Source organism: Caulobacter sp. Root343, assembly GCF_001425745.1.
In the GTDB taxonomy this organism is placed as follows: Bacteria; Pseudomonadota; Alphaproteobacteria; order Caulobacterales; family Caulobacteraceae; genus Caulobacter.
On sequence record NZ_LMDF01000006.1, the window covers coordinates 80,060 to 105,264 of the forward strand.

Annotated in this window: 22 protein-coding genes and 1 pseudogene; 13 read left to right on the top strand and 10 right to left on the bottom strand. The window is 69.0% G+C overall.

The genetic code is table 11. The features are described 5' to 3' along the window. Nucleotides 1-132: 132 nt before the first annotated feature. Complete coding sequence (locus ASC70_RS08105; RefSeq protein ID WP_056048682.1) at nucleotides 133-2,967, bottom strand: TonB-dependent receptor; 2,835 nt, start codon at nucleotides 2,965-2,967, stop codon at nucleotides 133-135. 478 nt (nucleotides 2,968-3,445) lie between these two features. Between ASC70_RS08105 and queC the strand changes: the two genes are divergently transcribed. From queC to ASC70_RS08120, 3 genes are all read left to right on the top strand, one after another. Then, entirely contained in the window at nucleotides 3,446-4,174 is a 729-nt protein-coding gene (gene queC, locus ASC70_RS08110; protein ID WP_056048685.1) for a 7-cyano-7-deazaguanine synthase QueC, read from the top strand. Then, nucleotides 4,171-4,803 carry a 7-carboxy-7-deazaguanine synthase gene (gene queE / locus ASC70_RS08115; protein ID WP_056048687.1) on the top strand — a complete coding sequence of 211 codons (633 nt, stop codon included), beginning with the start codon at nucleotides 4,171-4,173 and terminating at the stop codon, nucleotides 4,801-4,803. Before queC ends, queE begins: the two co-directional genes overlap by 4 nt. 72 nt (nucleotides 4,804-4,875) lie before the next feature. After that, nucleotides 4,876-5,241, top strand: coding sequence for a 6-carboxytetrahydropterin synthase (locus tag ASC70_RS08120; protein ID WP_056048690.1), 366 nt, complete (start codon nucleotides 4,876-4,878; stop codon nucleotides 5,239-5,241). A 157-nt stretch (nucleotides 5,242-5,398) separates the two neighbouring features. Here ASC70_RS08120 and ASC70_RS08125 read toward each other — a convergent pair whose 3' ends face one another. From ASC70_RS08125 to ASC70_RS08155, 7 genes are all read right to left on the bottom strand, one after another. Beyond that, on the bottom strand, nucleotides 5,399-5,626 hold the full coding sequence (locus tag ASC70_RS08125) for a hypothetical protein (RefSeq protein WP_056048694.1): 228 nt from the start codon (nucleotides 5,624-5,626) through the stop codon (nucleotides 5,399-5,401). Between the two features lie 48 nt (nucleotides 5,627-5,674). Next, nucleotides 5,675-6,226: a response regulator gene (locus ASC70_RS08130; RefSeq protein ID WP_056050525.1), complete on the bottom strand. Its 552-nt coding sequence runs from the start codon at nucleotides 6,224-6,226 to the stop codon at nucleotides 5,675-5,677. 180 nt (nucleotides 6,227-6,406) lie between these two features. Continuing rightward, nucleotides 6,407-7,525, bottom strand: coding sequence for a chorismate synthase (gene aroC / locus ASC70_RS08135; protein WP_056048697.1), 1,119 nt, complete (start codon nucleotides 7,523-7,525; stop codon nucleotides 6,407-6,409). A gap of 172 nt (nucleotides 7,526-7,697) precedes the next feature. Then, a complete protein-coding gene (locus tag ASC70_RS08140; protein ID WP_056048700.1) occupies nucleotides 7,698-9,068 on the bottom strand; it encodes a hypothetical protein in 1,371 nt (456 codons plus the stop codon). Between the two features lie 100 nt (nucleotides 9,069-9,168). Further along, complete coding sequence (locus ASC70_RS08145) at nucleotides 9,169-10,518, bottom strand: M56 family metallopeptidase (RefSeq protein WP_056048702.1); 1,350 nt, start codon at nucleotides 10,516-10,518, stop codon at nucleotides 9,169-9,171. 26 nt (nucleotides 10,519-10,544) lie between these two features. After that, nucleotides 10,545-12,158 (bottom strand): M56 family metallopeptidase, encoded by a 1,614-nt coding sequence (locus ASC70_RS08150; RefSeq protein WP_056048705.1) that lies wholly within the window; start codon nucleotides 12,156-12,158, stop codon nucleotides 10,545-10,547. Continuing rightward, nucleotides 12,158-12,538: a BlaI/MecI/CopY family transcriptional regulator gene (locus ASC70_RS08155; protein WP_056048709.1), complete on the bottom strand. Its 381-nt coding sequence runs from the start codon at nucleotides 12,536-12,538 to the stop codon at nucleotides 12,158-12,160. Before ASC70_RS08155 ends, ASC70_RS08150 begins: the two co-directional genes overlap by 1 nt. 153 nt (nucleotides 12,539-12,691) lie before the next feature. Here ASC70_RS08155 and ASC70_RS08160 point away from each other — a divergent pair, with 153 nt between their 5' ends. Then, nucleotides 12,692-13,177: a hypothetical protein gene (locus ASC70_RS08160; protein ID WP_056048713.1), complete on the top strand. Its 486-nt coding sequence runs from the start codon at nucleotides 12,692-12,694 to the stop codon at nucleotides 13,175-13,177. Nucleotides 13,178-13,194: 17 nt separating this feature from the next. Here the strand turns inward: ASC70_RS08160 and ASC70_RS25940 are convergent. Continuing rightward, nucleotides 13,195-13,257, bottom strand: a pseudogene (locus tag ASC70_RS25940) (hypothetical protein); the annotation flags it as partial. 140 nt (nucleotides 13,258-13,397) lie between these two features. On the opposite strand from ASC70_RS25940, the gene ASC70_RS08165 reads away from it, so the two are divergent. The 3 genes from ASC70_RS08165 (at nucleotide 13,398) to ASC70_RS08175 (ending at nucleotide 15,977) form a co-directional block, all read left to right on the top strand. Continuing rightward, nucleotides 13,398-14,363: a GNAT family N-acetyltransferase gene (locus ASC70_RS08165; protein ID WP_056048717.1), complete on the top strand. Its 966-nt coding sequence runs from the start codon at nucleotides 13,398-13,400 to the stop codon at nucleotides 14,361-14,363. A 92-nt stretch (nucleotides 14,364-14,455) separates the two neighbouring features. Next, the gene (locus ASC70_RS08170; protein ID WP_056048720.1) at nucleotides 14,456-15,370 is read left to right on the top strand and encodes a hypothetical protein; all 915 of its coding nucleotides are present in this window, start codon (nucleotides 14,456-14,458) and stop codon (nucleotides 15,368-15,370) included. A gap of 40 nt (nucleotides 15,371-15,410) precedes the next feature. Then, complete coding sequence (locus ASC70_RS08175; protein ID WP_056048724.1) at nucleotides 15,411-15,977, top strand: hypothetical protein; 567 nt, start codon at nucleotides 15,411-15,413, stop codon at nucleotides 15,975-15,977. On the opposite strand, the gene ASC70_RS08180 is transcribed toward ASC70_RS08175, so the two are convergent. Then, nucleotides 15,974-17,314: an aspartate aminotransferase family protein gene (locus tag ASC70_RS08180; RefSeq protein WP_369815115.1), complete on the bottom strand. Its 1,341-nt coding sequence runs from the start codon at nucleotides 17,312-17,314 to the stop codon at nucleotides 15,974-15,976. The two genes, ASC70_RS08175 and ASC70_RS08180, sit on opposite strands and share 4 nt — an antisense overlap. 181 nt (nucleotides 17,315-17,495) lie before the next feature. Between ASC70_RS08180 and ASC70_RS08185 the strand changes: the two genes are divergently transcribed. The 6 genes from ASC70_RS08185 to ASC70_RS08210 all read left to right on the top strand — a co-directional run bounded on the left by ASC70_RS08185 (nucleotide 17,496) and on the right by ASC70_RS08210 (nucleotide 25,062). After that, nucleotides 17,496-18,170 carry a GntR family transcriptional regulator gene (locus ASC70_RS08185; protein WP_056048727.1) on the top strand — a complete coding sequence of 225 codons (675 nt, stop codon included), beginning with the start codon at nucleotides 17,496-17,498 and terminating at the stop codon, nucleotides 18,168-18,170. A 64-nt stretch (nucleotides 18,171-18,234) separates the two neighbouring features. Continuing rightward, nucleotides 18,235-19,725 (top strand): aldehyde dehydrogenase, encoded by a 1,491-nt coding sequence (locus tag ASC70_RS08190; protein ID WP_056048731.1) that lies wholly within the window; start codon nucleotides 18,235-18,237, stop codon nucleotides 19,723-19,725. Nucleotides 19,726-19,731: 6 nt separating this feature from the next. Then, nucleotides 19,732-21,186 carry an NAD-dependent succinate-semialdehyde dehydrogenase gene (locus ASC70_RS08195; protein WP_056048736.1) on the top strand — a complete coding sequence of 485 codons (1,455 nt, stop codon included), beginning with the start codon at nucleotides 19,732-19,734 and terminating at the stop codon, nucleotides 21,184-21,186. Further along, the gene (locus tag ASC70_RS08200; protein WP_056048739.1) at nucleotides 21,183-22,538 is read left to right on the top strand and encodes an aspartate aminotransferase family protein; all 1,356 of its coding nucleotides are present in this window, start codon (nucleotides 21,183-21,185) and stop codon (nucleotides 22,536-22,538) included. Before ASC70_RS08195 ends, ASC70_RS08200 begins: the two co-directional genes overlap by 4 nt. Beyond that, complete coding sequence (locus ASC70_RS08205) at nucleotides 22,535-23,914, top strand: glutamine synthetase family protein (RefSeq protein ID WP_056048741.1); 1,380 nt, start codon at nucleotides 22,535-22,537, stop codon at nucleotides 23,912-23,914. Before ASC70_RS08200 ends, ASC70_RS08205 begins: the two co-directional genes overlap by 4 nt. 56 nt (nucleotides 23,915-23,970) lie before the next feature. After that, a complete protein-coding gene (locus tag ASC70_RS08210) occupies nucleotides 23,971-25,062 on the top strand; it encodes a PotD/PotF family extracellular solute-binding protein (RefSeq protein ID WP_056048743.1) in 1,092 nt (363 codons plus the stop codon). Nucleotides 25,063-25,205: the final 143 nt, after the last annotated feature.

Below are 25,205 nucleotides of genomic sequence, written 5' to 3' on the forward strand. Positions count from 1 at the left end.
TCGTTAAGTTGGTAGCGCTCTCAGCCCGGTAGCGTCGGAAAGTGCTCGCTTTTTCGCTTCGGGGACAGGGAATAACGGAAAAAGGGCGGCGGAGAACCGCCGCCCTTTCCCAGGTTCATTGCTGAACAGGAGCTACCAGGACTTGGTGATGGCCACGCCGTAGAGGCGCGGTTCCTGGGTGATGATGTTGGTGAACAGGCCCGAGCTGTCGTCGGTCGTGTAGGCGTCGACGATCGGGGTCTTGTTGCCGATGTTCTTGACGTAGGCGTCGATCGAAACGCCCCACTCGGGCTTCTCGACCTTGAGGGTGATGTTGCCGTTGTCCCACGATTTCAGTGTGTCGTAGGCGGTGTTGTAGACGCGGGCGAACTGCTTGGTCTGGCGGTAGTAGTCGCCGCGCAGGGTCGCCGCCCAGCCTCCGGACAGCTCGAACCTGTACTGGGCGCCCACCGAGGTGGTCCAGTGCGGCGAGTTCGGCAGCTGGTTGCCCGACAGGTTGGCCGCCGTGCCCTCGATCGAGAAGCCCGCGCCGTAGTTGTAGAGGCCGGTGCTGTTGGCCAGGAACGCCGCCGTCGCCGCCGGCAGGCCGGCGCCGCCCAGGGCGGCGGGGGTCGCCAGGAAGCCTTGATAGGCCGCCGCGCCGGAGCAGGCGAACGGCAGGGTGGCCCCCGCGCCCGCGCCCAGGATCGTGGCCACGCCGGCGGTGGTCAGCACGCAGTTGGCCCCGACCGCCGAGGAATTCGGCCCGACCTTCACGACCGTATAGGCCGGGTTGGACTGGGTGCGGTTCATCGTGTCGATCGAGGTGACGCCGTCGCCGATCTTGGTGTGCAGATAGCCGATGTTGGCGTTGAGCTTCAGGTTCTGGACCGGCGACCAGATCGACTCGATCTCGAAGCCGTAGACCTTGGCGTCGACGTTCTCGTTGACCGAGGTCCGGTTCACGATCTTCGAGATCTGATAGCCTTGGTAGTCGTAGGCGAAGCCGGTGGCGTTGAAGAGCAGGCTGCCGCCCAGCATCGTGTTCTTGGTGCCGACTTCGATGGCGTTGACGAACTCGGGGGCGAAGGTCTGCTTGACGCCGATCGCGCCGGCCGGGACGCCCGGATTGATGCCGCCGCCCTTGTAGCCCTTCGAATAGAAGGCATAGAGCAGAGTGTCGTCGGTGAAGCCCAGATGGGCCTTGTAGTCGAAGCCGAAACGGCCCGTCAGCTCGCTGAAACGGGCGCGCTGGTCGGGGTTGGTCGGGCTCAGGGTCAGGCCGTAGCCGGGGGCCAGAAGCACGGTCGAGTAGTTCTTGACCGCCTTCTTGTCGCGGGTCTGGCGCAGGCCCAGGGTGAACTTCAGGTCGTCGTTGGCCTGCCAGTACAGTTCCCCAAACAGGGCGTCCGACACCAGGTTATAGGGCGTGCGGTTGTCATAGTAGTTGTGGCCGTCGCCGGTCGGATTGGCTGCGGTGTCGATGCCGATGCAGCTGGTGGGCAGGGTCGCCGGGTTGCAGTTCGGATTGCCGGTCTTGGAGAAGTTCAGGGCCAGGGACGACAGGGTCAGCGAGTTGCCGATCACGTAGTAGTCGGTCAGCGTCCGGTAGGTGAAGTGGATGCCGCCGACGTTGAAGTTCAGCGGGCCGTCGAAGTTCGACTGCAGGCGCAGTTCCTGGCTGAACTGCTCGGAGCGGCCCGACGAGATGTCGATCGTCGTGAACTTGTTGGTGTTGCCGACCTGCGGGTCGTTGAAGAAGCCGCCGGGCGTGAACGGCGTGTTGTTGAAGGGGACCGGCGAGACGTTGCGGTTGTAGTCCTGCTTGGTCCAGACGCTGCCCTTGCTGTAGGCGGTCATGGACGTGAGGGTCAGCTCGTCGGTCAGGTCATAGTTCAGAGTGAACTGGTAGACGTTCGATCCCGACTTGTAGACCGGGTCCAGCGCCGTCTCGATCTCACGCAGGTTGGTCGAGGTGGTGTCGCCGGTGTTCACGTCACCCGAGGTGAAGCCGAAGATGTTGCCCAGCAGGCCGGTCAGGGTGCCTGACGAATTGACCGTGCCATAGGCCGAGGTCCCGTACAGCGAGGCGGGCAGGCAGCCCTGGGTCAGGAAGGCCCGGGACGCCCCGGTCGGCACGCCGCCGACGGTGGCGGGACCGTTGTCCTTGGTGCAGAGCTGCTTGCCGGTGCGGGCGCGGTTGTCGTCCTCGTGGAAGCGTTCCCACAGGAAGTTGGTGCGCAGCTTCTCGGTCGGGTTGAACATCACCTGGACGCGGGTCGAATAGAGGTCCCGGTCGTCGACCTTGTGGCTGTTGAAGGTGTTGGTGACGAAGCCGTCGCGCTTCAGCGTCGTGCCGGACAGGCGGACGGCCAGCTTGTCGCCGAAGATCGGCACGTTGAGCATGCCGCGGAATTTCGTCGAGTTATGGTTGCCGTATTCGGCGCGGACATTGGCCTCGAACTGATCGACCGGCTTGGCGGTGATCACGTTGACCACGCCGCCGGTGGCGTTGCGGCCGTAGAGGGTGCCTTGCGGACCGCGCAGCACCTCGACCCGCTCGACGTCGTAGAACTCGGCCTCGAACAGGTTGCCCGACTGCATCGGGGCGTTGTTCATGTGGACGCCGACGCCCTGATCGGCCGAGGCGCCGACGGCCTTGGCCCCGATGCCGCGGATCTGGAAGTTGAAGCTGTTGGTGAAGTTGCTCTTGGCGAAGGTGACGTTCGGGATCGCCTGCTGCAGGTTGGGGCCGCCGTCGATCTTCTGCGCTTCCAGCGAATCCTGGCTGAAGGCCGAAACCGCGATCGGCACGTCCTGAAGCGCTTCTTCCTTCTTCTGGGCGGTGACGACCAGTTCTTCGATGACGGTGTTGTTCTGTTGGGCCGGCTTGGCCTGCTGGGCGAAAGCGGGGACGGCGAGGCCGGAGATCGCGATCGCCGAAGCGCCCATGACCAGCAGGCTCCGCATACGCAGAGTTTGCGACATTGAATTCCCTCCCTGAACCCAGGCGGCGCCTTATGAATGGAGCCTGCGAGGGTCGATGTTTCCTCGGCGCCGTACTGTTTTCACCACGCGGGCGTACGGCGAGCCCTCGCAGCATTCGGAGATTGCATACTTGCGTTTGAAAGCTGTCAACTGGCCTGGACGTAAGTGAACGGCGATAGGTTACAGCTTTTCACTTTCCGAGAGGTGGTGTTCTCCTGGTGCGGGTAAGTTTCGGACCGATTAGAAGGTTGGGTTTGGGGATTACGCAGCGGAATGTCGGTGCGTGGATCGCCAACGGCTCCGACTGCATCGAGCGGAAGCCTTTTCTGGCGGGCCAAAGACTTCGCGTTCGTTCGTCGACGGAGTATCGCGTGAGTCGCGATGCTCGCCGTGGCCGGCGGCCCCCGCTGTTCCGAGGCGGGCTTGCCTCGTGTAGAGGAGGGCCCATGTTCGCCCCCATGCCTATCGAGCGCCCCGCATGAGCCCCCCGGTGACAGGGGCGGCCCTGGTTCTGTTTTCCGGCGGCCAGGACAGCAGCGTCTGCCTGGCCTGGGCGCTGGAGCGCTATGCTCGCGTCGAGACGGTCGGCTTCGACTATGGCCAGCGCCATGTCGTCGAGATGGAGGCGCGCCAGGCGGTGCGCCGCGAGATCGCCGCCCGCTTCCCCCAGTGGGCCGACCGCCTTGGCGAGGACCACGTGCTGGACATCCGCAGCTTCGGCCAGGTCGCCCAGTCGGCCCTGACCGCCGACCGCGCCATCGAGATGACCGAGCGCGGCCTGCCCTCGACCTTCGTGCCCGGCCGCAACCTGGTGTTCCTGATCTATGCCGCGGCCCTGGCCGATCGGCGCGGGATCGACGCCCTGGTCGGCGGCATGTGCGAGACCGACTTCTCCGGCTATCCCGACTGTCGCCGCGACACCCTGGACGCCATGCAGAATGCGCTGAACCTGGGCATGGACCGGAGCTTCCGCGTCGAGACCCCGCTGATGTGGCTGACCAAGGCCCAGACCTGGGCGCTGTCCAAGTCGCTGGGCGGCGAGGACCTCGTCCAGCTGATCGTCGAGGAAAGCCACACCTGCTACCAGGGCGAGCGCGGCCAGATGCACAGCTGGGGCCACGGCTGCGGGGCCTGCCCGGCGTGCGAGCTGCGCGAAAAGGGCTACGCCGAGTGGGACGCGGCGGGGCGCGAGGCGCTGCCCGCATGACGTACTCCGTCAAGGAGATCTTCCTCACCCTGCAGGGCGAGGGCGGCCAGGCGGGCAAGGCGGCGGTGTTCTGCCGCTTCTCCGGCTGCAACCTGTGGACCGGCCGCGAGCAGGACCGCGCCAAGGCGGTCTGCACCTTCTGCGACACCGACTTCGTCGGGACCGACGGCGAGAACGGCGGCAAGTTCGCCACGGCCGACGACCTGGCCGCCGCCGTCGAGGCCCAATGGACCGGCGGGCCGGACGACCGCCTGGTGGTCTGCACCGGCGGCGAGCCGTTCCTGCAGCTCGATGAAGCGGCGATCGCGGCGCTGCACGCCCGTGGCTTCCAGATCGCGGTCGAGAGCAACGGCACGCTCGAGGCGCCCGCCGGGATCGACTGGATCTGCATCAGCCCCAAGGCGGACGCGCCGGTGGTCCAGGCCTCGGGCCAGGAGCTGAAGCTGGTCTTCCCCCAGGCCAAGGCCATGCCGGAACGCTTCGCCGGTCTGGATTTCGAACGGTTCTACCTGCAGCCGATGGACGGTCCGGACCGCGACAGGAACACGCAATTGGCGGTCGCCTATTGCCTTTCGCACCCACAATGGCGTTTAAGCGTCCAAACGCACAAATATCTCGGCCTGCCCTGACGGATAAGGCGCTCGACTTGGTGACAGGGTCGTCGCGCTAGAGCCTCCCAGGCCTAGTCAAAGAAGCTACACATGAAGCCCGTCTTCGAGATCACGAAGGCCGCGCATTTCGACGCGGCTCACTATATCGAGCAAGGTCCCGCCGACCATCGCTACCGCAAGCTGCACGGCCACTCGTTCAAGGTCGAGGCCAGCGTGAAGGGGCAGATGCAGGACGCCGGCTGGGTCGCCGACCTGGACGGGCTGGACGCCGCGCTGAAGGCCGTCGCCATCGAGCTGGATCACGGCCTGCTGAACGATCGCCCCGGTCTGGAGACGCCGACCCTGGAACGTCTCTGCCTCTATTTCGCCGAGCGCTTGAAGGTCCAGTTCCCCGGCCTGTCGCGCGTGGTGCTGTCGCGCCCGACGATCGGCGAGAGCTGCGCGCTGACGCTGTAAGCTGAAATGTCTCTCCTCCCCCTCTGGGGGAGGGGGACCGCCGAATGGCGGTGGAGGGGCCCTGTGAGGTGGCGAGTTCACCACCGCTTCGCGGACCCCCTCCGTCTCGATGCGTATTCGCATCGATCCACCTCCCCCTAATGGGGAGGAGGGGTAGCTACTCTTCCCGGTCTTCGCTGTCCTTGCGGCTATCCCCCGGGATCACCGCCCGGCCCGTGGCGACCACGGCCTTGCCGCCCATCTTGGCGGCGCCGCCGACGACCGCGCCGGTGACGCCGATGGCCGTGCCGGCCACGGTGCCGACCGCGGCGGCGACACAGGCCTGCTGCGAGACGGCGACCATCGCGAGGACGGCGGCGAGGGGAGCGAGGCGGCGGAAGGTCATGGTCAAGCTCGTAAAACGCTGTTCACCACGTTTTAGCCGGCCAAAGGTTTAAAATCTCCGCGTCGGATGGCCGCGCCGGGCGGTCGCCTCCGGCTCGCTGTCCAGATAGGTCGTGCGTCTGTCGTCGTCGCGCCGCCGGGGTCCCGCGTAGCGTGGGTCGTCGCGGCGGCGGCGGTCGGGGCCGAAATAGTCCTCGGTCCGCACGAACGGGCGCGGGTTCTCGATCAGCAGGGTCAGGCGGTGGATCACGCCGCGCGCCGTGACCGGCTTGACCAGGAACTCGTTGACCCCCGCGTCGCGGGCCTCGTGCGCCCGGCGCGCGGTCGAATGGCCGGTGATCATCACGATCGGGCAGAACGGATTGGGGCTGTCGGGCGAGCGGCGCAGCAGGTTGACGAAGTCGATGCCATCCAGCCCCCGCATCGACAGGTCGGTGAACACCACGTCGATCGCCACCTTGCGCAGCAGCGACAGCGCCTCGGCCCCGTCGGTGGCCTCATAGACCTGGCGCACGCCGATGGCCCGCAGGATCTCGGTCAGCAGCAGCCGCATGTGCTGGTTATCGTCCACCAGCAGGATCTTCAGGAGGTCGAACCGCACGCGATGAGCCCCCTCCGCCGCGCGTTGCATTGATCGCAACCTATGCGGGCGGTGCTCGCTCGTCAGGGGATGCGCGTCGCCGAGCCTTATCCTTGCAATCGTATGCAGGTCAATAAAAAACCGAGCTAAATCAGTGGTAAGACCAATTTGACCAAAGTTCTTTGACCTATGTTCGCGCTGTCAGGGGTTCGCGCCTGGCGCGAACACGCCGCCGCCCGTCTGGCCACGATGGCGCAGGAAGGCGTCGGCCAGCACGCAGGCGACCATGGCCTCGACCACCGGCACGCCGCGAATGCCCACGCACGGGTCGTGGCGGCCCTTGGTGCGCAGGTCGATCTCCTCGCCGGCCTCGTTGAGTGTCTGGCGCGGGATCAGGATCGACGAGGTCGGCTTGAACGCCACCCGCGCCACCACCGGCTGGCCGGTCGAGATGCCGCCGAGAACGCCGCCGGCGTGGTTGGACAGGAACACCGGCTGGCCGTCCTCGCCCATCCGCATGGCGTCGGCGTTGTCCTCGCCGGTCAGGGCGGCGCTGGCGAAGCCCTCGCCGATCTCGACGCCCTTGGCGGCGTTGATCGACATCAGGGCGGCGGCCAGTTCGGCGTCCAGCTTGCCGTAAAGCGGCGCGCCCCAGCCGGCGGGCACGCCGACGGCCTCGACCTCGACCACGGCGCCGGTCGACGAACCGGCCTTGCGGATGGTCTCAAGGTGCTCTTCCCAGACCGGGATGATGGCGGCGTCCGGCGACCAGTAGGGGTTCTGCTCGGTCTGGGCCCAGTCCCAGTTCTCGCGATTGATCGCGTGCGGGCCGATCTGGACCAGGGCGGCCCGGATCGTCACGCCGGGGATCACCAGCCGCGCCACCGCGCCCGCCGCCACCCGCGCGGCGGTTTCGCGCGCCGAGCTGCGTCCGCCGCCGCGATAGTCGCGCACGCCATACTTGGCGAAATAGGGATAGTCGGCGTGGCCCGGGCGGAAGGCCTGGGCGATCTCGCCATAGTCCTTGGACCGCTGGTCGGTGTTCTCGATCATCAGGCTGATCGGCGTTCCGGTCGTCCGCTGGCCGTCGGTGCGCGCGTCCTCGAACACGCCCGACAGGATGCGCACCGCGTCCGGCTCCTGGCGCTGGGTCACGAACTTGCCGTTGCCCGGGCGGCGCTTGTCCAGGAACGCCTGGAGCATCTCGGCGGTCAGGGCAATGCCCGGAGGGCAGCCGTCGACGACACAGCCCAGAGCCGGACCATGGCTTTCGCCCCAGGTGGTGACGCGGAACAGGTGACCGAAGGTGTTGTGCGACATGGCGGGGGGTTTAGCGGAAACGGGGCCGCGTCGCAAAAGAGAGGATGGGTTTGCTCACTTGCCCCCTCCGGGCCCGCGGCCCTCCTCCCCCGGAGGGGGAAGAAGGGCGCATCCTTCCGCCCCCACTGGGGGCGGACGACCTGCGAAGCAGGTCAGGTGGGGGCCTGCCGCGTTAGCCGCGCTTCGTAGCCGCGTCGGCCAGATAGAGCTCCAGGTTCGTCCAGCCCGAGCCATCCTTGGCGAGCGCCGCGCCGTCGGCCGCTTTCGGGTTCAGCCCATGCGCCTTCTCCCAGGCGTCGGGCATGCCGTCGCCGTCGGTGTCCTTGGCCGGCTTGTCCGTCGGCAGGACCGGCCAGCCGCCGACGTCGTCCTGGGTGTTGATCACCTTGCCGGTGCGGGTCTTCACGCCGTCGAGGATCCGTCGATCGACCGGGTCGCGCCACACCGAGGCGCCGGCGTCGGCCAGCACCCGCTCGTAGGCCTTGTCGGCCGGCTCGGGCGTCACCGCCCCGACGTCCAGCGGCGCGGCCAGGCGATAGCCGGCGGGTTCGGGGATGGTGAAGGTCACCAGGCTCCAGGGATCGGCCGGGACCACGCCGGCCATGCTGTTGCCGGCGAAGTAGCCCTTCGCCAGGCTGTTACTCTCTTGGAAGATCACGGTCTTGCCGGTGTTCGGGCCCGGCACATAGGCGTTGTCGACGAAGTTGTAGGCCGCTAGCGCCGCCTTGTCGGCGTCGTAGCCGGCATAGCCCTTGCCCCAGTTGTAAAAGACGTTGGAGCGGAAATCGAAGAACGCCCCGACCGGGTCCTTGTCCGGCCCCTCGTAATTGCCGGGGCGCGGCATGCGGGCCATGTGGTTGGCCCACAGATTGTGATGGAAGCTGATCTTGCTGCCGGCGCCGCCCCGGATCAGGCTGCCATAGCCATGGTCGCCCTTGACGTGGATCGAATGGGCCAGGCTCTCGGCGATGATCGACCACTGCACGGTCAGGTCATAAAAGCCCCCCTCTTTCCCATTTGGGTCCGGCCGATCGTAGCGGGCCGAGGCCGACAGCGTCTCGTCCACCGACCAGCTGGCCGAGACGTGGTCCAGGATGATCCGCCGGCCGCCCGAGATCCAGATCGCGTCGCCCTCGACCTTGCTCTCCGCGCCCAGACGCGAGCGGATGAAGCGGATGACCACATCGTCGGCCGACACCACCAGGGTCTGGTCGCGCAGGGTGACGCCGCCGCCCGGCGCGGTCTGGCCGGCGATGGTGATCTGGCCGTTGCTGATCTTCAGCTCGCTCTTCAGCTGGATCGTGCCGCCGACGTCGAACACCACGGTGCGTGGGCCGCTGGCCTGGATCGCCGCCCGCAGGGAGCCGGGGCCGGAGTCGTTCAGGTTGGTGACGTGGAGGACAGCGCCGCCGCGCCCGCCGGCGCTGAACCGACCCGCGCCTTCAGCGCCGGGGAAGGCCAGGACATCAGCGGCGAAGGCGGGAGCGGCCGCCAGCGTCAGGGCGAGCGCGCCGGCGGCGGCGCGAAGGTGGCGGCTGAGCATGGTCCATCCCCGAGAAGGCGGCGGTCTTACGCCGCCGCTAGGGAGGGAAAATGCAGGCCGAAACCGGTTTTGTCCACCGGTGTCATTGACGCCTCGCGGCTTAGGCCGCCGGCTTCATGACGACGTTCAGCGTCACCAGCGACTTGTCGCCCACGGTCCGGCTGACGACCTCGATCTGGTCGATGGCGCCGCGTGGCAGGGCGGTGGGATCGAAGCCGGCCGGCGGGGTCTCGCCATTCAGCAGCACGGTAGTCTCGGGCGGGGTCAGCCGGCCGCGCACCTGCACGTGGCCGTGATAGGTCGAGACCTGGCCGTCCGGGATCTTCAGCCTGCCCTTGACCAGCTCGGCGTTGGACACCCGGACGTAGTCCGAGCGAATGTCGACATACTGGCCGCTCTTGTCGTCGCTGATGATCGTGCGGCTGGAGCTACGGCCCGCGCCGTCGCCCTGTTGGGCCAGGGCGATGGAGCCGACCGTGGCCAGGGCCACGGCCAGTAGGCCGGCCAGGCCCAGCAGCGCGCGGCGGGCGAGGCCGGCGGGATCGCGGGGATCGGTGATGGCTTTCAGGCGCATGAGGGTAGGTCTCCTTCCCTTGCCGGTGAAGGCGGGATGTAGGGCGGGCGCGGCGCGCATGCGCATTACGTCGATCAGGTTCTCGGCATAGCCGCGGCGGATGGCTGGACTGGCGCCGTCGAGGGCCAGGGCGTCGGCCAGTTCCTCGCGGGTGGCGGCGGCGCGGGCCCGCAGCACCGCGAACGGTGGGACCATCCAGAACAGGCCGCCCAGCAGGTGCTCGAACAAGAGCCGCCAGTTGTCGCCGCGCTTCAGGTGCGCCAGCTCGTGGGCGCAGATCGGCACCAGGCGGTCGATGTCCAGGCGCGCGACCAGGTCGGCCGGCAGCAGGATGACCGGTGTCGTCAGGCCCGCCAGCAGCGGTTGGTCGATCTGGTCGCTGACCTTGACCTCGGGCCGGCCGGTGTCGAGCCGGCGGGCGGCGGCGCGGACGGTCAGGGCCAGGTCGTGCGAGACCGGGCGAGCGTCGCCGACCATGCGCTTCAGCCTGGCGTGGCCGATCGCCTGGCGCGCGGCGGCGATCGCCAGACCGCCCAATGCGCCCAGGATGAGGGCCGCGCCCACGATCTCGACGCCGTCGAAGCGCGACAGGGCCTGGACCGAGGCCTGGTTCATCGCCGCGCCGGCGACGGCCACGGCCTTCGAGGTCAAAGCCGCCTGGTAAACCGGCGTGGTGGCCGCCTCGGGCAGGGCCGAGACGCCGACCATCAGGGCCAGGGCCGCCGGCGGCAGGGCCAGCGCCAGGTTCCAGGCCCGCGCCCGGGGCGCGGGATCGCCGGTCAGCCGGTCGGCCGCCTTGCCCAGCAGCCAGCCCAGCCCACTGACGGGCCAGGCGGCGACGAGGCCGAGGGCGGCGGAAGCGAAGAGCGGGTTCATCGGACTCCTCTGCGAGAGCTTGAGCGTTACTGGGGCGCGCCATTCATGACGACATTGACCACGACCTTGCCGTCGATGGTGACACGCTGGTCGGTCACCTCGAGGCGCTGGATCACGCCCTCGCGCAGGTCGCCAGGCTGAAACCAGGCCTCGGCCGGTGCGCCGTTGACCTTCAGGTTGACCTTCACCGGGTTCAGCCGACCGCGCACCGTCACGTCGCCGAGGAAGATCGTCTTGCCCCCGGAGAAGGACCGCTGCGTGTTCGCGAGGACCTCGATCGCGCCAGGAGCGGGTTCGGGACGTGGATCGGGTTCGGGATTTGGACGGGGCTCGGGACGCGGATCAGGGTGCGGCCCTTGGCGGCGCGTGGGCGTCGCCCGCATGGTTTCCGAGGCGATTTCGGCGAGGGGCTCGGCCTCGGCGGCGGGCGCGGCCTCGGCGGCGGCTTGGGCGTGAGCCGCCTCGGCGACTTCGGCGACTCTCGCGGACATGGCGCGCGCGGCCTCGGCCCCGACGGCGTCCGTGGCGGCCTCGGCGGCCGCGACGTCGGCGGCTGTCCGCGCCGTCTCGGCGACGGCCGCATGAGGCGGCGGGGCCAGGCGGCGGGCCTGGTCGGCCAGGGCCAGGGAGCCGGCGCCGGTCGCGGCGGTCAGAACGCCGCCCAGGGCCAAGGCTAGGCCGAGGCGGCCGAGCGAGGCGCTGCCGCGCGGCTGCAGGATGGCCGCCAAGCGCAGGCTGACCAGGTTCCGGTCGCGGCCGGTAAAGGCCGACTCGAAGGCCAACTGAGGAGCGGGCAGGGCGTTCATCCGCAGGGCCTCGACCAGCACGCGGGCGTAGTCCCGGCGCGCCTCGGGTCCGGCGCCGTCCAGGGCGGCCAGGTCGCAGACCGCCTCGCGGGCGGCCAGCATCCGGCCGCGCAGGGCGGTGATCGGCGGGGTCAGCCAGAACAGGCCGGCCAGGGCCTCCTCGGCCGGGATCCGCCAGTTGTCGCCGCGGCGCAGGTGGGCCAGCTCGTGACCGCAGACCAGGGCCAGGCGCTCGGCGCCGGCGGTCTGCGCCAGCGCCTTGGGCAGCAGGATCACCGGACGGCGGGCGCCGGCCAGCAGCGGCTCGGCGATCGCGGCGCTGATCCGCACGCGCGGCGCCTTGACCCCCAGCCGCGCGGCGTGAACGCGGACCGACTCGATCAGGGCGTAGTCCTGGCAGGGCTCGGCGGCGGCGCGCACGGCGGCCAGCCGGCGGCGGCCCCGGTTCCAGCGCCAGCCGCGCGTCAGCAGGCCAGCCGCCGAAAGGCCGACCAGACTCCAGGCCAGGCCCTGCGACAGGGCCGGCGGCGGCGTCCAGGCGGGGCCCGTGGTGAGGGGCATGGTGGGCATGTCGACGGTTGCGACCATGCGCGACGCGGCGGCCAGGGGCGGGCTCTCGGCCGCGGCTTTCGGCGCCGTGGCGGGCGAGAAGGTCAGGGCCACGGTGGCGGCCAGGGTGGCGGCCGGCAGGGCGTAGGCCAGGCTCCAGGCGGCGGCGCGCGGGCGCGGATCGTCGGTCAGGCGCTCGACCAGGCGGCCGAGCCCGAAACCCAGAGCCCCGACGGGCCAGGCGGCGACCAGGCCGAGGGCGGTGGAGGCGAGCAGCGGATGCATCACTTGGTCTCCCCAAGGGCGGTCGACTTGGTGTTGAGCAGGGTCTCCAGCTCTTCGATCTCTGTCTCGGACAGGATCTGGCTGCCGGCGAAGGCCGAGGCGGGCAGGCGGCCGTCGATCTCGAGCAGGCCGCGCAGGCGGTTCAGCACCCCGCCGATCACGTCGACCTTGGCCTTGTGAGCCTCATAGACGGCCAGGCCATGCACCGAGCGGCGGACCAGCAGGCCCTTGGCCACCATGCGCTCCAGCACGGTGCGGGTGGTCGAGGCGCTCCAGCCCAGCTCGGGCTCGATCAGGGCCTGGGCCTCGCGGGCGCTCATCGCGCCGCCGCGCCAGAAGGCCTTCAGCACTTCCAGTTCGAGGTCGGAGGGTTCGGTCATGGCGTCTGGAATCCCGACAGGTCTCGCTGATGTCGTGAGTACGCTACAAATGTAACGAGCCGGCGTCAAGCGTGGTGACCGCTGTTCTTTGATGACAGATGCGGTTTGTTGATTTACATCTGTACATCTACCTGACGTTGGCGAGGCTCACCCATGGCGTCCGAGGACATCCAGATCGTCAAGCTGCCCATCGAGGAGCCGGTTCGCCACCAGATACGGCGGATGGCGCTGATCCTCGGCTTGACCGTGCTGGTCTGCGCGCCCGGCTTCGCGATGATCGTCCATGACCAGCAGTCCAAGCGCGCCGCCCTCGACTCCTTCTGGCGTGTCGAGGGAAAGCCCTGCGCGCCGCTGAATCCCGAGCGCTTCCGCCGCGTGTCGGCGCGCGCTTCGATCACGCCCTATGACGGCGCGCGCTACGAGCGCCACGGCGGGGCGATGACCTGCACCCACCGCACGGACGAGATCGGCGGGGTTCCGGTCCGCTATCCGGTCTGCAAGTTCGACTCGCCGGACTATCTGGCCGTGACGGCGGCCGGGCAGGAGCGGTTCTACGACCTGACCATGGGCCGCTCGGCGGCGGTCGGAGTGGTGAACGGTGAAGTGCGCTGCGTGGTGGCGCCGCGGTTCGAGATGTAGGGGGGAGATGCTGTATCTCTCCTCCCCCTTTGGGGGAGGGGGACCGGCGAACGCCGGTGGAGGGGCCCTGGGTGTTTCAGCCGCACGACCGCTTCGCGGACCCCCTCCGTCTCCGTGCTTATTCGCACGGATCCACCTCCCCCTAATGGGGAGGAGGGCTTGCGCTCCCGCCCATTCCATAGCTAGCTATATAGCGCGCTATGAAACGGGAGATTTCAGCATGGAAGTCGATCTGCTGGCGGGGTTTGGCGTGGGCTTTCTGGGCAGCCGGCTCAAGCGGCTGGCCGAGCGGATGCAGGCCGACGCCGCCGAGGTGGCGCGGTCGCTGGGCCTGCCGGTGCAGCCGGCCCAGATGTCGCTGCTGATGACAATCCGCCTGCACGGCCCGACCACGGTCGGGGAGTTGGCCGAGCGCCTGCGGCTGGCCCAGCCCACCGTCACCCGCGCCCTCGGGGCCCTGGAGCGCGAGGGCCTGGTCGAGGCGCGGCGCATCCCGGGCGACCAGCGCTCGAAACGCCTGGCGCTGACAGACAAGGGCGAGACCTTGATGGATCGTATCCAGACCTATCTGCTGCCCCGGATCGAACCGGCCGCCGCCGAACTGGTCGCGGGCCTGTCGGGCGACTTCATGCAGGGCCTGGCCAAGGTCGAGGCGCGGCTGGACGAAGCCTCGCTGCTGACCCGGATCCAGGCGGTCGGCGCCCCGGCCATGTGGGTGCGCGACTTCTCCGACGACCTGGCCGAGGCGTTCTATCGGATCAACGCCGACTGGATCAGCGACATGTTCTCGCTGGAACAGACCGACATCGACCTGCTGTCGAAGCCGCGCGAACTGATTCTGGACAAGGGCGGCGTGGTGCTGTTCGCCGAGACGCCGGATCTGGGCGTGGTCGGGACGGCGGCGCTGATGGTGTCCAAGGACGGCTGGGTCGAGCTGACCAAGATGGGCGTGACGCCGGAGGCGCGCGGCCGCAAGGTCGGCGAGTTCCTGCTGGCCAAGACCCTGGAGCGCGCCGCCAGCCTGGGCATGGACAAGGTCTATCTGCTGACCAACCGTAAATGCGCGGCGGCCATCCACCTCTACGAAAAGCTGGGCTTCGTGCACGACGCCGAGATCATGCGGCTGTTCGGCTCGCGCTACGAGCGCTGCGACGTGGCGATGGCCTACCAGCCGACGAGGGGCTAGAGGCGCTCGCGCGGAGGCGGAAAATTCTCTCCGCCTAAGCGGAGCCGTCGACGCGGTCGCGCGTTCTGGCCAAGTTGGCACGGGGCTCAACCATGGCGCGACGGAATCTCCACGGACTGGAACTGCACGACCGGGGGCGGACCTTTCTGCTGACCCCGACCTCGTGGATGCGGCCTGGCAGCTGTCGGCCGCTGTCGTGGGCCGACGTCCTGGACCTATGGGAGACCCTGTGGCTGAGCCCGTCCAGCCTGCAGGAGCTGCGGCTGTTCTGGGCCCGGCAGCGTCCGGCCGAGGCCTGCCGGGCCGTCACCCGCATGTCGGACGCCGAGCTCCGGCAGGCGATCCTGAAAATGCTGCGTGGCGGCCACGCGACCTTGGGCGTGCGCGCGGGCGGGGTGACCGCCGAACAGCTGAAGGCAATCATGCCGAACGCCCTGCTGTCCGATATCAACGCGGCGCTGGGGCCGCTGAACACCGCCATGGACAAGCACGGCATCGACAGCGCCCCGAAGCGCGCGGCCTTCCTGGCCCAGCTGACGGTCGAGTCCCAGCAGCTGTCCCACACGGTCGAGAGCCTGCGCTACACCCACGCCGAGCGGCTGAAGGACGTCTTCGGCTCGAAGTATTTCCCGACCGTCGAATCCGCCAAGCCCTATGTGAAGAACGCCGAGAAGCTGGCGAACTACGTCTACGGCTCGAAGAACGGCAACAACCAGCCGGGCGACGGCTGGGCCTATCGCGGGCGCGGCTACATCCAGGTGACCGGCCGGGCGAACTATCGCGACGTGGGCTACGAGGCCAATCCGGACGCGCTGCTGACCCCGGCCGGCGCGGCGGATTCCGCCGCCGCCTACTGGGAGAAGCGCAAGCTGAACGAGGCTTCTGCGACCTGGCTCGAGCGCCCGGCGTTCGACCTGGTGACCAAGAAGGTCAACGCCAAGAAGCTGGAGGCGACCGCGCGGTGGCAGGCGTATCTGCGCGCCAAAAAAGCCTTGTCGCCCAAATAGAAATCCGCCTCCTATCCCCTTGAAGACAAGGAGCCGCCGCATGAGCGTCCGTTCAATCTCCGCGCTTGCTCTGTTGGCCGTGCTGGCCGGCTGCGGCCAACGGCAGGCGGCGGCGGAGTCGAAGGCGCGGGTCGAGACCCGGGCGGTTCGCGCCGATCGCGCCACGGACGCCGGACCGCGCTGCGGGCCGGGCGAGCGGCCGGTCTATCTCTGTCCGTTCAAGCAGAAGACGGTGTCGGTCTGCGCGACCGATCGCACGGTGACCTATCGCTACGGCCCGGCCGGCAAGACCGACCTGACGATCACCGCCGACGGCGCGAATGGGCGCGGCCACCTGGGCACGGTGCGCGGTCCGGGCCGAGGCGGCGCGCAGACCAGCCTGCGGTTCTCGAACGGCGGCTACGAGTACATCGTCTATTCGGCGATCGGCGGCACGGACACCGCCGTCCCGGGACGTCAATGGTCCGGGCTGGTGGTCATGAAGGGCGCGGACGAGGTCTCCAGCGCCGAGTGTCCCGCCCATGGCCCGGCGCAGCGGTTCACGCTGGACACCGCGCCGTCGTTCCTGCCGCGGGAGGACAATCCGGACTACGAGGCCTTCTTCTAGTCCACCTTGGCCAGCACGGCCCGGATCGTCTCGACCATCCGGTCGATGTGCGCCTTCTCCAGGATCAGCGGCGGCGACAGGGCGATGATGTCGCCGGTGACGCGGATCAGCAGGCCCTCGTCGAAACAGGTCTCGAACACCTCCATGGCCCGGGCCGTGGCGGCGGCGGGGCGCGGTTCCAGCTCGATGCCGGCGACCAGCCCCAGGTCGCGGATGTCGATCACGTGGCGGGCGTCGGCCAGGCTGTGCATGGCCTCGCGCCAATAGCCCTCGATCCCCGCGGCGCGGGCGAACAGGTCGTCCTCCTGGTAGGTCTCCAGGGTCGCGATCCCGGCCGCGCAGGCCAGCGGGTGGGCCGAGTAGGTGTAGCCGTGGAACAGCTCGATCGGGGCGTCGGCCCCTTCCAGCAGGTTGTCATAGATCTTGGTCGCGGCCGCCACCGCGCCGCAGGGAACGGTGGCGTTGGTCAGGCCCTTGGCGATGCAGATCATGTCGGGGGTGACGCCGAACCGGTCGGCCGCGAACGGCGCGGCCAGGCGCCCGAATCCGGTGATCACCTCGTCGAAGATCAGCAGGATATCGTGCTTGTCGCAGAGGGCCCGCAGGCGCTCCAGATAGCCCTTGGGCGGGATCAGCACTCCGGTCGAGCCGGCCACCGGCTCGACGATCACGGCGGCGATGTTGGAGGCGTCGTGCAGGGCGACGATCCGCTCCAGGTCGTCGGCCAGATGGGCGCCCTGCTCGGGCTGGCCCTGGGCGAACAGGTTGCCGGGGACGCCGTGGGTGTGGGGCAGGTGGTCGACGCCGGTCAGCAGCGAGCCGAAATACTTGCGGTTGGTTGGGATGCCGCCGACCGAGATGCCGCCGAAGCCGACGCCGTGATAGCCACGCTCGCGGCCGATCAGCCGGGTCTTGGTCCCCTTGCCCCGGGCGCGGTGGTAGGCCAGGACGATCTTCAGGGCGGTGTCGACCGCTTCGGAGCCGCTGTTGGTGAAGAAGATCCGGTCCAGGCCCTTGGGCGTCACCTGGGCCAGGCGCGAGGCGAACTGGAAGGCCAGCGGGTGGCCCATGTTGAAGCAGGGGGCGTAGTCCATTTCGGCCGCCTGCTTCTGGATCGCCTCACGGATCCGGGGGCGATCGTGGCCGGCGTTGACGCACCACAGGCCGGCGGTGGCGTCCAGCACCTCGCGGCCCTCGGGCGTCTTGTACAGCATGCCGCTGGCCGACGAGAGCATGCGCGGCTGGCTCTTGAACCGCCGGTTCGGCGTGAACGGCATCCAGAAGGCGTCGAGATCGTTGGCGCTGGGCATGCGGAGGTCCTTGACGAGACCTTGCATTGTGATCGCAATTTCGTCTCTCTCGTAAAGAGAACTTTTCATCCGATCTCCCCGGCGAAGGCCGGGGCCCAGATGGAAGGCGCTGGGGTGGGCTCCTTGGGCGCTGAGTACGTCCAGTCAGCCCAAGCGCCCCAGGATCTGGATCCCGGCTTTCGCCGGGAAGGTCGGGAGGAGGGGGAGGATGAAGCAAGTCCGGAAACCTCTGGCCGACTCCCCGGCCGTCCACGACCAGGTCTACGATTCCATTCGCCAGGCGCTGATCACCGGTCGGATCGCGCCGGGCAAGGGCGTCAGCCTGCGCACCCTGGCCGCCGAGCTCGGGGTCAGTCCGATGCCGGTGCGCGACGCGGTCCGCCGCCTGGTCGCCGAGCGGGCCCTGGCGATCAATCCGGCCAACAAGCGATTGTCCGTCCCCTCCCTGACCGCCGACCGGCTGGAGCAGCTGTCCCTGGCCCGGCTGTGGGTCGAGCCCGAGCTGGCGGCCCGCGCCGCGACCCGGGTCGACGCCGGGCTGATCCGTCAGCTGCAGGCGATCGACGCCGAGGTCGACGAGGCCCTGCGGCTGGGCGACGTCGACCGCTACATGACCGCCAACCACGCCTTCCACTTCGCCCTCTACGAGCGGGCCGGGGCCGATGTGCTGCTGTCGATGGCCGGCGGGCTGTGGCTGCAGATCGGGCCGTTCATGCGGGTGGTGTTCGGCCGGGTCGGGGCCGACGGCCTGGTCGCCGACCGCCACGCCGAGGCCATCGAGGCGCTGAAGGTCAAGGACGCGGACGGCGCCCGCCGGGCCATCGCCGCTGACCTGTCCGAAGGCATGGACAAGATGCGCGCCGCCGTGGGGACCGACGCATGAGTCGGGTGCTTGACACTTCCGCTCTCGGCGCGAACTGTGATCACAATCGTCCGGATTTCCCCGCGTGACCTTGCCCGCCGACATCACCGAGCGCCTTGCGCGTCTGGCCCTGCCCGGCCGGGCGGTGATCGACGGCGCGCTGGTCGAGGCCGCCTCGGGCGCGACCTTCCACAATGTCTCGCCGCGCGATGGCCAGGTGCTGAACCAGGTCGCCGCTTGCCAGGCCGAGGACGTCGAGCGCGCCATCGCCAGCGCTCGGGCCGCCTTCGAGGACGGCCGCTGGCGCGACCTCGGCCCTCGCCAGAAGAAGAAGATCCTGTTCCGTCTGGCCGAGCTGATGGAGCGCGACGCCGAGGACCTGGCCCTGCTGGAAAGCCTGGACGTCGGCAAGCCGATCTCCGACGCCCGCAACGTCGACATCCCGCTGGCGATCGGCACCTGCCGTTGGTACGCCGAGGCGCTGGACAAGGTCTATGGCGAGGTCGGCGCGTCGCCCCTCGATCGCCTGAGCTACGCGGTCCACGAGCCGCTCGGCGTGATCGGCGCGATCGTGCCCTGGAACTTCCCGCTGCACATGGCGATGTGGAAGGTCGCGCCCGCCCTGGCCATGGGCAATTCAGTCGTGCTGAAGCCCGCGGAGCAGTCGCCGCTGACCGCCTTGAAGCTGGGGGAGCTGGCCCTGGAGGCCGGGCTCCCGGCCGGGGTCCTGAACGTCGTGCCCGGCCTGGGCGGCGTGGCGGGCGAGGCCCTGGCCCTGTCGATGGACGTCGACATGATCGCCTTCACCGGCTCGGGCCCGGTCGGGCGCAAGCTGATGGAATACTCCGCCCGCTCGAACCTGAAGCGGGTCAGCCTGGAGCTGGGCGGCAAGTCGCCCCAGATCGTGTTCGCCGACTGTCCCGACCTCGACGCCGCCGCCCAGGCCGCGGCCTGGGGCGTGTTCTATAACCAGGGCGAGGTCTGCACCGCCGCCTCGCGCCTACTGGTCGAGGCCTCGATCAAGGACGCCCTCCTGGAGCGCGTGGTCGCCGTGGCAAGGGCCATGGTGGTCGGCGATCCGCTGGACCCGGCCACCCAGTTCGGGGCCATGGTCAGCGAGCGGCAGATGAACACCGCCCTCGACTACATCGCCACCGCCGACAGCCAGGGCGCGCGGCGGATGCTGGGCGGCCAGCGGGTCCGCAAGGAAACCGGCGGCTTCTATGTCGAGCCGACCATCTTCGACCGCGTCGAGGCCGATCACACCCTGGCCCGCGAAGAGGTGTTCGGGCCGGTGCTGGGGGTGATGACCTTCGACGGCGAGGACGAGGCCGTGGCCCTGGCCAACGACACCGTCTACGGCCTGGCCGCTGGCCTCTGGACGTCCGACATCAACCGCGCCTTGCGTGGCGCGCGGCGGCTGAAGGCGGGCCTGGTCTGGGTCAATGGCTGGGACGCCTGCGACATCACCATGCCGTTCGGCGGCTTCAAGCAGTCCGGCTTTGGCCGTGACCGCAGCCTTCACGCGTTGCACAAGTACGCCGACCTGAAGTCGGTGTCCGTGACGCTGAGGTAGCCCCCAATGGCCTATTCTTTGACCCTGAACCTTGTCGAAACCGAAGCCTTCATCGACGGCCTCTGGATCGAGGGCGACGCGACCTTCGAGGTGCTGAACCCGGCCGACGGGACGTTGATCGCCCGGGTGGCCGACCTGGGCCCCGGCGAGACGCGGGTGGCGATCGAGGCCGCCCATCGGGCCTTCCCGATCTGGGCGGCCAGGACGGCCAAGGAACGGGGCGTGATCCTGCGCCGGTGGAGCGACCTGATGCTCGCCCACGCCGACGACCTGGCCCGGCTGATGACCGCCGAGCAGGGCAAGCCGCTGGCCGAGTCGCGCGGCGAGGTGGCCTATGGCGCGGCGTTCATCGACTGGTTCGCCGACGAGGCCAAGCGCGCCTACGGCCACACCATCCCGACGCCGATGCCGGGCAAGCGCCTGGCCTCGATCAAGCAGCCGGTGGGGGTTTGCGCGGCCATCGCGCCGTGGAACTTCCCGATCGCCATGATCACTCGCAAGGTCGGCCCGGCCCTGGCCGCCGGCTGCACCGTGGTGGTCAAGCCGGCCGCCGAGACGCCGCTGTGCGCCCTGGCCATCGCGCGGCTGGCGGTCGAGGCGGGCGTGCCGGCCGGCGTGCTGAACGTGGTCACCGGCAAGGACTCCAGCGCCATCGGCAAGGCGCTGTGCGACGATAGCCGGGTGCGCAAGCTGTCGTTCACCGGCTCGACGCCGGTCGGCAAGATCCTCTACGCCCAGTGCGCCGGCACGATGAAGAAGCTCAGCCTGGAGCTGGGTGGCAACGCGCCGTTCATCGTCTTCGACGACGCCGAGCTTGAAGCCGCCGTCGATGGCGCCATCGCCAGCAAGTACCGCAACACCGGCCAGACCTGCGTCTGCGCCAACCGCCTGCTGGTCCAGGCCGGGATCCACGACGCCTTCGTCTCACGCCTGGCCGAGAAGGTCGCGGCGATGAAGGTCGGGCCGGGCACGGGTGAGGGCGTGACGATCGGTCCGCTGATCAACGACAAGGCCATCGCCAAGGTCGAGAGCCTGGTCCGCGAGGCGGTCGAGGCCGGGGCCAAGGTGGTGACCGGCGGCCAGCGCCACGACCTGGGCGGGCTGTTCTACCAGCCCACCGTCCTGACCGAGGCCACGCCCGACATGCGGCTGTTCCAGGAGGAGATCTTCGGTCCCGTCGCGCCGGTCGTTAAGTTCCACACCGAGGACCAGGCGATCGAGCTGGCCAACGCCACGCCGTTTGGCCTGGCGGCCTATTTCTACAGCCGCGACGTCGGTCGTTGCTGGCGCGTGGCCGAGGCGATCGAGGCCGGCATGGTCGGCATCAACGAGGGGCTGATCTCGACCGAGGTGGCGCCGTTCGGCGGGGTGAAGGAGTCGGGGCTGGGCCGCGAGGGGAGCTCCGAGGGTTTGGACGAGTATTTCGAGACCAAGTACCTGTGCTTCGGCGGGGTCGGATGATCGCCGAACTCACCCGAACCCTTCCCGACCTGCTCGCCAGCGAACGCGCCCGCTTCCTGGCCGAGCATCCGCGCTCGGTCGCCATGGCCAAGGCCGCCTCGGCCGTCTGGCGCGGCGGGGCGCCGATGCACTGGATGAACGATTGGGCCAGCCCGTCGCCGATCTTTGCCGCGCAAGGCGTGGGAGCCCAGGTCACGGACGTCGATGGCAGGCTCTATGACGACTTCTGCCTGGGCGACACGCCAGCCATGTTCGGTCACGGCGACGCCTCGGTGGCGGCCGCCATCGCCGACCAGGCCAGGCGCGGGGCTGGGTTCATGCTGCCGACCGCCTCGGCGGTGATCGTCGGCAAGCTCTTGGCCGAGCGCTTCGGCCTGCCGCTGTGGCAAACGGCGACCACGGCCAGCGACGCCAACCGCGCGGCGATCCGCTGGGCGCGGGCGGTGACCGGCCGTCCGGTGATCCTGGTGTTCGACGGCTGCTACCACGGCATGGTCGACGATGCTTTCGTGGCGCTGAAGAACGGCGAAAGCGTCATGAAGCCGGGCCTGCTGGGCCAGGTCCACGATCTCACCGCCACCACTCGCGTCATACCGTTCAACGACCTCGAAGCGCTGGAAGCGGCCTTGGCGCCGGGCGACGTCGCCGCCGTGCTGGCCGAGCCGGTGATGACCAATTGCGGGATGATCCTGCCCGAGCCCGGCTTCCACGACGCCTTGCGCCGCCTGACCCGCGCGGCCGGGACCCTGCTGGTCATCGACGAGACCCACACGATCTCGACCGGCCCCGGCGGCTACACGCGCGCCCACGGCTTGGAGCCCGACGTCTTCGTGCTGGGCAAGGCCGTCGCCGGCGGCGTGCCGGCCGCCGTCTGGGGCGTCACCGCCGAACTGTCGGCGCGGATGGACACAGCCCAGGCGCGGATCGGTCCAGGCCAGTCCGGGATCGGCACCACGCTGTCCGGCAACGCCCTGGCCATGGCCGCCATGCGGGCGATGCTGTCCGAGGTGATGACCGACGCGGCCTACGCGAAGATGCTGGCCGGGGCCGAGCGGCTGGTGGCTGGCCTGGGCGGCGTGATCGCGGCGCGGAAGCTGGCCTGGTCCGTCGTCCATGTCGGGGCTCGCGTCGAGCTGGTCTTCGCCGACCCGCCGCCGAGGACCGCCGCCGCCATGCGGAAAGTGCTGGACCAGAATGCGGTCGAAGCGCTGCATCTGTGGCTGATCAACCGAGGGGTGCTGATCGCGCCCTTCCACAACATGATGCTGGTCTCGCCCGTCACCGACGACGCGGCGATCGACCGGCTGGTCGCGGCCGTCGATGGGTTCGCGATCGCGATGGGGGACGCATGAGCGCCGTAGCCGATATCCAGGAATGCCGCGACTTCCTCGCCGCACATCCGCAGGTGAAGTTCGTCGAGGTGTTCTTCACCAGCATGACCGGCGTGCCGCGCGGCAAGCGGCTGCGGGTCCATGAGCTGGAAGCGATCTACGACTATGGCCGCTTCCTGCCCGGCTCGATCCTGGTGGTCGACACCACCGGGGCGGACTGCGAGGACACCGGCCTGGTCTGGGAGGACGGCGACGCCGACCGCCGGGCGCGGCCCGTGCCCGGCACGCTGACCCTCGCGCCGTGGCTGGGCCCCGATGTCGCCCAGGTGATGCTGTCGCTGTACGAGCTGGACGGAACGCCCAACGACCTCGACCCGCGCCACGTGCTGCAGCGGGTGCTGGACCGCTACGCCGCCGACGGCCTGACCCCCGTGGCGGCGTGCGAACTGGAATACTATCTGGTCGACCAGCAGCGCGGCCCGCGCGGCGAGCTGATGCCGGCGAAATCCGCGCAGACCGGCCAGCATCCGACAGGCATCCAGGTCTACGGCCTGCCGGAGCTGGAGGCCCACGCTCCGTTCCTGCGCGAGCTGTGGGACACCGCCGACGTGCTGGGCGTGCCGCTGGAAGGCGCGATCTCGGAGTTCGCCCCGGGCCAGGTCGAGCTGACCCTGAAGCACAAGCCCGACGCCTTGCGGGCCGCCGACGACGCCGTGCTGTACAAGCGCGCCGCCAAGGGCGTGGCCTTGCGCCACGGCTGCGAGGCGACGTTCATGGCCAAGCCGTGGAGCGACCGGGCCGGCAACGGCTTCCACGTCCATCTCAGCGTCAACGACGCGGCCGGGAACAACCTGTGCGCCGCCGAGGACCTCGAGGGTTCGGCCCTGCTGAAACACGCCATCGGCGGCATGAAGGCGCTGCTGGGCGAGGGCATGGCGATCCTGGCGCCGAACGCCAACAGCTATCGCCGCTTCAAGGCCAACAGCTATGCGCCGGTGGCCCCGACCTGGGGCGTCAACAACCGCACCGTCAGCTTGCGCGTCCCGGCCGGCCCGCCGCCCACCCGCCATGTCGAGCACCGCGTGGCCGGGGCCGACGCCAATCCGTACCTGGTGATGGCCGTGCTGCTGGCCAGCGCCCACCACGGCCTGACCAACAAGCTCGACCCCGGCCCGGCCGTGATCGGCGACGGCTATGCCGCGGCGGCCAAGGAGAACATCCGGCTGCCGGCCAACTGGTTCGCGGCGGTCGACCTGTTCGAGAAGTCGGCCGTGCTGCGCGACTATCTCGGCGACCGCTTCGTGGACATGTTCGTCTCGGTCAAGCGCACCGAACAGGCGCGGTTCTTCGAGGTCGTCACCGAACTGGATTTCGATTGGTATCTCCGCAACGCCTGAGGGCTGAGTGGACGGGAGAGCGTGACCTTCAGCCACGGAACAAGAGGGAGTTTCGGATGAGCGGATACAGGAATGGCGGGGCCTCGCGGCGCTCGCTTCTCACGGCCTTCGGCGCGGCGGCCATCGGCCTGTCGTTCACCGCCTGCGGCCAGAAACCCAAGACGGCGCCGGGGCAGGAAGAGCCCAAGCTGAACTTCTACAACTGGGACACCTATATCGGCGAGACGACGCTCGGCGACTTCAAGAAGGCGTCCGGCGTCGACGTGAACATGAGCCTGTTCGCGACCAACGACGAACTGTTCGCCAAGCTGAAGGCGGGCAATCCGGGCTTCGACGTCATCGTGCCGTCGAACGAGTTCGTCACCCGGATGAGCCAGGCCGGCATGCTCGAGCCGCTGGACCACGCCAAGATCCCGAACATGAAGAACATCGACCCGTCCTTCCTGAATCCGGACTTCGACCCGGGCCGGAAGTACTCGATGCCCTACACTTGGCTGCTGCTGGGCATCGGCTATCGCAAGAGCAAGGTCGACGGCGTGCCCGACAGCTGGAAGTGGCTGTTCGACAGCGACAAGTACAAGGACCGCATCGCCCTGCTGTCGGAAAGCGCCGACCTGGTGCGCCTCTGCGCCAAGTATCTGGGCCACTCGGTCAACGACATCCCGGCCGACATGATCCCCAAGATCGAGCAGATGCTGATCAAGCAGAAGCCGTTCGTGAAGGCGTTCCACGACGACAACGGCCAGGACCTGCTGGTCTCGGGCGAGGTCGATCTGGTGCTGGAGTACAACGGCGACATCGCCCAGGTGATGAAGGACGACCCGGACCTGGACTTCGTGGTGCCCAAGGAAGGGTCCTTGATCAACTCCGACACCCTGTGCATCCCCAAGGGCGCGCCGCGGCCGAACAACGCCCACGCTTTCATCAACTACCTGCTGGACGCCCAGGCGGGGGCCGAGATCACCAAGACGATCCTCTACCCGACCCCCAACGCGGCGGCCAAGGCGCTGATGCCGGAGACCTATCGTGAAAACCCGGTGATCTTCCCGCCCGCCGACGTGATGGCCAAGTGCGAGTACGGCGCCTTCGAGGGCGCCCAGAAGGCCAGCCTGTACGAGGAAGTCATCACACGGGTGCGGGCGGCCTGACGTGATGCTCCCCCGCGATGCGGGGGAGCTGTCGCGGAGCGACTGAGGGGGCGAATGCGGCTTGGGCCGAGCTGGCCCCCTCCGGCCCTCTGGGCCACCTCCCCCGCAACGCGGGGGAGGATCTTGGAAGAACGGGGACCTCG